We start from the raw sequence: 5273 nt of genomic DNA, 5'->3' as shown, positions 1-5273 counted from the left end.
CGCGCTGCGGCCAGCGCGGGCTGTCGATCGTCGAGCTGATGGTCGGCGTGACGATCGGCCTGCTGGTCGTCGCCGCGTCGGCGCTGCTGGTGTCCGGGCAGCTCACCGAGAACCGCCGGCTGCTGCTGGAGACCCAGCTGCAGCAGGACCTGCGCGCCACCGCCGACATCGTCGTGCGCGACCTGCGCCGCGCCGGCATCTGGAACGAGGCCCAGAGCAGCGCCGTCTGGTCCACCGAGAACCCCGACCCGCAGTGCAACCGCTACACCACCGTGACGCCCGGCTCGGGCTCGGTGGTCTACCGCTACTACCGCAGCGGCGACAACAACAGCGCGCTGGGCATCCGCCTCGACAACGGCGTGCTGCGGTCGGCGATCCACGCCGCCGACGCCGTCTCCGGCAGCACCTGCCTGCAGTCGGCGACGCCGGCGAACTGGCAGGAGCTGACCGACGGCCGCTCGGTCAAGGTGACACGCTTCGACGTCGAATGGCTGGACGACGGCAGCACGCCCGAGCCGCTGCCCTGCGCCAAGCTCTGCGCCGACGGCTCGACCGACTGCTGGCCGGTGCTGCGCGTGCGGCTGCTGAAGGTCACGATCGAGGCCGAGTCGGTGGCCGACCCGAGCGTGCGCCGCGCGCTGCAGGCCACGGTCAAGCTGCGCAACGACGACATCGAGTTCCGCGACCCGGCGGAGCCGACGCGCATGTGCCCGGCATGAGGCCCGCCGCCCCGCCCCCGCGCCGCCGCGCCGGCCAGCAGGGCCTGGCGGCGCTGGCCGTCGTGCTGCTGCTGTTCTTCGTCGTCTCGCTGGTGGCCGCCTACACCAGCCGCAACCTGATCTTCGAGCAGCGCACCGGCATCAACCAGTACCGGTCCACGCAGGCGATGGAGACCGCCGAGGCGGCGCTGGAGTGGGCGCTGCTGAAGCTCAACGGCGGCCGCATCGACGGCGACTGCGAACCCAGCACCGAGCCCAGCGACACGAGCTACCGCGAGCGCTACCTGGTGGTGGACCCGGACAAGGGCTTCTACGCCCCCCGCCTGAACGCCGCCACCGGCGCCGCCGCGTTCGCGACCTGCGTGCGCGACGGCGCGGCCTGGCGTTGCCGCTGCCCGGCCACCGGCGTCGAGCTGCCCGACGCGCCGGCCGGCGACGGCCCCCACCCCGCGTTCCGCGTCGCGCTCGTCGGCTCCAGCACGCGGCCGGGCATGGTGCGCATCTACGCCAACGCCTGCACCCGGCTCGCCGAGGCGTGCCTGGCCTTCGCGCCGAACATGAGCACGCTGCCGATCGTGCGCGCCGTCGCGCCGGGCGGCGAAGGCTTCGCCGCGATCTCCACCTGGGCCGGCATGACCGGGCGCGTCCCGGCGCTGGAGCGCAGCGCCACCAAGATCGTCACCGTGGTCGCGCCGCGCGACACGATCGTCGCGCGGCAGGACATCGGCAGCAGCGGCGGCAGCCTCGTGGCCGGGCGCCGCGGCCAGGACCTCGGCTTCGCCGCGCGCGCCGGCGGCACGATTGCCGGCATCGGCGTCGAAGCCGCGCCGGGCTCGCCCGCCGACACGGCCACGGCGCTGCGGGCCGGCGACGACGCGCTCGCGGGCCTGGCCCTGCCCGAGCCCTCGCTCGCCGGCATGCGCATGTTCGCGTCGGTTTTCATGATGCGGCCCGAGACCTTCCGCGACCAGCCGGCCGCCGTCGTGCTCGACTGCGGGATGTCGGCCTGCGACGGCAGCACGCTGGCCACCACGGTCGCGCTGAACCCGGGCCGCCCGATCTGGGTCGAGGGCGACCTGCTGCTCGACGGCAGCGGCGACATCGGCAGCAGCGCCATGCCGGTGACCCTCGTCGTCACCGGAGACCTCGACTTCGACGCCGGCGGGCGCACCGTGCACGGCCTGGTCTACGGCCGCGCCGCCAACTGGCGCCTCAGCGGCCTGGCGCGTGTCGAGGGTGCGCTGGTCGCCGAGAACCAGCTCGACATCGCGACCAGCCCCGGCAGCGCGGTGCGTCACGACCCCGAGGTGATGCGCCACCTCGCGACGCTGAGCGGCAGCTTCGTGCGCGTGCCCGGCAGCTGGAAGGACTTCCCGTGACGGCGCGCCTGCACGCGGCCCGCGGCGTCTCGCTGGTCGAGGCGATGGTCGCGCTGGCCGTGATGGCGATCGGCCTGCTCGGCGTCGTCGGGCTGCAGGCCACGCTGCGTGCCAACGCCGACGTCTCGCGCCAGCGCAGCGAGGCCGTGCGCATCGCCCAGGAACAGCTGGACACGCTGCGCGGCTACACCTCGCTGGCCGGCGCCAGCGGCCTCAGCTACGAAGGCATCGCAGACCTCGACGGCGAACCCGTCGCGACCGGCATCGCGAACACCGAGTTCACGCTCCACCAGACGGTGACCGCGGCAGGCGCCGGCCGCGCCAAGATGGTCGAGCTGCAGGTCGCCTGGCGCGACCGCCGCGCCGAGAGCGACAACCAGTGGGTCGATTTCGCGACCCTGATCGCCGGCACGCCGCCGGCGCTGGCCGGCTCGCTGATCCTGTCGCCGGCGAAGACGGCGCTGGCCACGCCCGGCGGCCGCCACCCGGCGATCCCGCCGCAGGCCCAGGACAACGGCGACGGCAGCAGCAGCTTCCAGCCCGTCGGCAGCGGCGGCGTCAGCTGGACCTTCGACAACCTGACCGGTGTCATCACCCGGACCTGCTCGGTGGCCGGGGTCTGCAGCTCCAGCTACGCCTTCCTGCTGACCGGCTACGTGCGCTTCGCGACCGGGCAGGCGCCGAGCGCGGCGCTCGCCGAGAACCCGCCGGAGCTCGACGACGCCGACCTCGCCTCGGTGCCCGCGCAAGGCTTCGTGCGCGTGCGGCGCGTCGGCCAGAGTGTCGACGACGTCTGCGTGCACCGCGCCGACCCGCAGCCCACCGGCCCCCGCCCGCGCTTCGTCGTCTACTACTGCGCGGTGCCGGTGGAGGTGTCGGCCGGCGTCTGGTCGGGGCGCTCGGACCTGCACTTCGCCGACCCGCCGGTCGCACCCGCCCTGCGCCAGCTGGCCAGCGACGCCACCGACGCCGCGCCGAACCACCTGCGCGTCTGCCGCTACTCGCCGGCGCAGAACCCGACACGCAACAGCGACCACCCGGCCGCCTACAGCAGCGTCGGCGGCGCGCTGGTGAACCAGAACTTCCTCGTCATCAGCGCCGGCCCGGCCACCGACAGCACGCCGGCCGGGCCCTGGACCTGCCCGGCGGACGATCCGCAGACGCCGGTGATCTCGTCGACCTGGCCGCACCAGCCGTAGCATCGGCGTCCCGACCCGCCGGGCGCACGCGCCCCGCCGCCCGATGCCGCTCGCCCCGCTGGACCGCACCCGTCTGCTCGAAGCCCTCGCCCTCGCCGAGGGCTCGATCGGCCTGACCGACCCCAACCCGCGCGTCGGCTGCGTCATCGGCCATGACGACGGCCGCGTGCTCGGGCGCGGCGCCACGCAGCGCGCCGGCCAGGCCCACGCCGAGGTCATGGCGCTGCGCGACGCGGCCGCCGCCGGCCACGACACCCGCGGCGCCACCGCCTGGGTGACGCTGGAGCCCTGTGCCCACCACGGCCGCACGCCGCCGTGCTGCGACGCGCTGGTCGCGGCCGGCATCGCCCGTGTCGTCGTCGCCGTCGGCGACCCGTTCCCGCAGGTCGCCGGCGCCGGCATCACCCGGCTGCGCGCCGCCGGCGTGCAGGTCGAGCTCGGCGACGAGGACATCGCCGCCGCGGCCCGCGAGCTCAACATCGGCTTCTTCTCGCGCGTCGAGCGCGGCCGGCCGTGGCTGCGCATGAAGATCGCCGCCTCGCTGGACGGCCGCACCGCGCTGCCCAACGGCGCCAGCCAGTGGATCACCGGCGAGGCGGCGCGCACCGACGGCCACGCCTGGCGACGGCGCGCCGGCTGCGTGCTGACCGGCATCGGCACCGTGCTCGACGACGACCCCCGGCTCGACGTGCGCCGGGTGCCGACGGTGCTGCAGCCGATGCGCGCCGTGATGGACTCGGGGCTGCGCCTGCCCGCCGGCGCGCGTGTTCTCGCCCCGCCGGGACGCTGCCTGGTGTTCCACGCCGCGCCCGCCAGCCCCGCTGCCGCCGCGCTGACGGCGGCGGGTGCCGAACTGCATGCGCGCCCCGGCACCGACGGCCGCGTCGACGCGCCGGCGGTGCTCGCCGACCTGGCCGCGCTCGGCGTCAACGAGCTGCACGTCGAGGCCGGCGCACGCCTGAACGGCGCGCTGCTGGCCGCCGGGCTCGTCGACGAGCTGCTGGTCTACACCGCGCCGCTGCTGCTCGGCGAGGGCCGGCCGATGGCCGCGCTCGGGCCTTTCGAGACGCTGGCGCAAGGCCACCGCTACGGCTTCGTCGACGCCACGCCTGTCGGCGAGGACCTGCGGCTGCGCCTGCGTCGTGCAGCCATGTGAATGGGGGGATGTCCGCCCGGGGGCCGTCGCTATGATCTTTTCGAGCTGCCGTGCGCGATCGTGCCCACGGGGTCCGAGGAGGGGCAGGACCGATGGTCTCGAAGAATCGTTGGGGGCGTGCCGCACTGGCCGCGTGCTCGCTGGCCTTCGCCGGCGCGGCGTTCGCGGCACCGACCACCTACTACGGCGTCGACCAGACCCCCGAAGGCCAGGTGCCGCCCTTGGGCCAGGCCGTCGGCGCGCTGAACGGCTTCCAGACCGCCGCCACGGCCGCCGGCGGCAGCTTCGCGCGGGAGAGCTTCGAGTCCTACGCGACGCTGTCGACGCCGGCGACGCTGTTCGGCGGCACGGCCGGCCTGAGCCTGGCCGACGGCCCGGGCTTCGGCCAGGTGCAGAAGCTGCCCGAGGACGGCAGCAGCGCCGGCCGCTTCAACACCACGCCCGGCGGCGAGAAGTTCTTCGAGACCTCGCGCTCGTTCACGCTGAGCTTCGCCGACGCGATCAGCGGCATCGGCTTCTACGGCACCGACTTCGGTGACTTCAACGGCCTGCTCCAGGTGAGCATCGGCGGCGTCGTCGTGTTCTCGTTCGACGGCGGCGGCGGCGTGCCGCTGCCGGGCGGCAACTCCGAGGCCGGCAACGACAGCACCAACGGCAACCTGCTGTTCTGGGGCTTCCTCGAGTCCGACCCCTTGCTGGCCTTCCGCGAGGTCGTGTTCACCATCTCCCAGGGCCAGAGCGAAGGCAACGACTACCTCGGCTTCGACGACCTGCTGACTGTCAGGCTCGCCGCGCAGCCGCCGGGCGACGTGCCCGAGCC

General features: G+C 74.7%; 5 protein-coding genes. All 5 read left to right on the top strand.

Translation table 11 applies throughout. The features are described from left to right. Positions 1-719: PilW family protein (locus RBXJA2T_RS20435; protein ID WP_009858254.1), on the top strand; the 719-nt coding region annotated here is incomplete at its 5' end. Next, the gene (locus RBXJA2T_RS14995) at positions 716-2098 is read left to right on the top strand and encodes a PilX N-terminal domain-containing pilus assembly protein (RefSeq protein WP_009858253.1); all 1383 of its coding nucleotides are present in this window, start codon (positions 716-718) and stop codon (positions 2096-2098) included. The genes RBXJA2T_RS20435 and RBXJA2T_RS14995, both read left to right, overlap by 4 nt. Further along, positions 2095-3297, top strand: coding sequence for a type IV pilus modification PilV family protein (locus RBXJA2T_RS14990; RefSeq protein WP_009858252.1), 1203 nt, complete (start codon positions 2095-2097; stop codon positions 3295-3297). Before RBXJA2T_RS14995 ends, RBXJA2T_RS14990 begins: the two co-directional genes overlap by 4 nt. Before the next feature lie 43 nt (positions 3298-3340). Continuing rightward, positions 3341-4453, top strand: coding sequence for a bifunctional diaminohydroxyphosphoribosylaminopyrimidine deaminase/5-amino-6-(5-phosphoribosylamino)uracil reductase RibD (ribD, locus tag RBXJA2T_RS14985; protein ID WP_009858251.1), 1113 nt, complete (start codon positions 3341-3343; stop codon positions 4451-4453). Positions 4454-4545: 92 nt separating this feature from the next. Next, positions 4546-5273, top strand: a 728-nt coding sequence (locus RBXJA2T_RS14980) for a hypothetical protein (protein WP_009858250.1), incomplete at its 3' end; no start/stop codon positions are given.

Source organism: Rubrivivax benzoatilyticus JA2 = ATCC BAA-35, assembly GCF_000190375.1.
Lineage (GTDB): Bacteria > Pseudomonadota > Gammaproteobacteria > Burkholderiales > Burkholderiaceae_C > Rubrivivax > Rubrivivax benzoatilyticus.
Note: the sequence above shows the minus strand (reverse complement) of the source record. Positions and strands in the feature narration are given on the sequence as shown.

Excerpts from the sequence above, each read along its gene's own strand:
- ribD (WP_009858251.1), top strand. The coding sequence starts at position 3,341 with ATGCCGCTCGCCCCGCTGGACCGCACCCGTCTGCTCGAAGCCCTCGCC.
- RBXJA2T_RS14995 (WP_009858253.1), top strand. The coding sequence starts at position 716 with ATGAGGCCCGCCGCCCCGCCCCCGCGCCGCCGCGCCGGCCAGCAGGGC.